This is a genomic window from Psychrobacter sp. CAL346-MNA-CIBAN-0220, assembly GCF_040309805.1.
Classification (GTDB): domain Bacteria; phylum Pseudomonadota; class Gammaproteobacteria; order Pseudomonadales; family Moraxellaceae; genus Psychrobacter.
The window spans coordinates 1-387 of sequence record NZ_JBEOPF010000049.1 but is presented as its reverse complement, the minus strand read 5'-3'; the positions used below and the strand labels follow the sequence as shown (position 1 = coordinate 387).

Annotated in this window: 1 pseudogene; it reads right to left on the bottom strand. The window is 41.6% G+C overall.

Annotated elements, in window-relative coordinates:
* Window positions 1–18 precede the first annotated feature (18 nt).
* Window positions 19–387: pseudogene (locus AAEY88_RS12650) on the bottom strand (IS4 family transposase); the annotation flags it as partial.

The window sequence follows — 387 nt, the reverse complement described above, 5'->3', positions numbered from 1 at the left end:
ATGCTATTCGGATAAGCATTACTGTTTATATTTAAGTGGATAACGGCTAGGTATATAGAGCACTGAGCGTGGATACGTTCGGTGCTTTCTTTTATCTGGAAGGATAAAGTGTTTTATATCGGCTCGCATTTGCTTAAGTTTCGCTGGCAGCTTTCCATCTGGTGATAAAGCAAGCCACCTTAATTGTGTATCTATCAAGCTTATTGCCGCGGTAAAACTGATACGGGTTGGCGCAACTTTAGCTTCCTTTGCTATCGCTGTCATTTCTAAACGAACCAGATTATAAGCGATAAGCACTCCCCACAATTCTTGCTTAACACCTTCAACAAATTTGCTTCGTAACGTCACCTTGCTTTGTAGCTGGGTTTGCTTAAGTTCGCCATATCC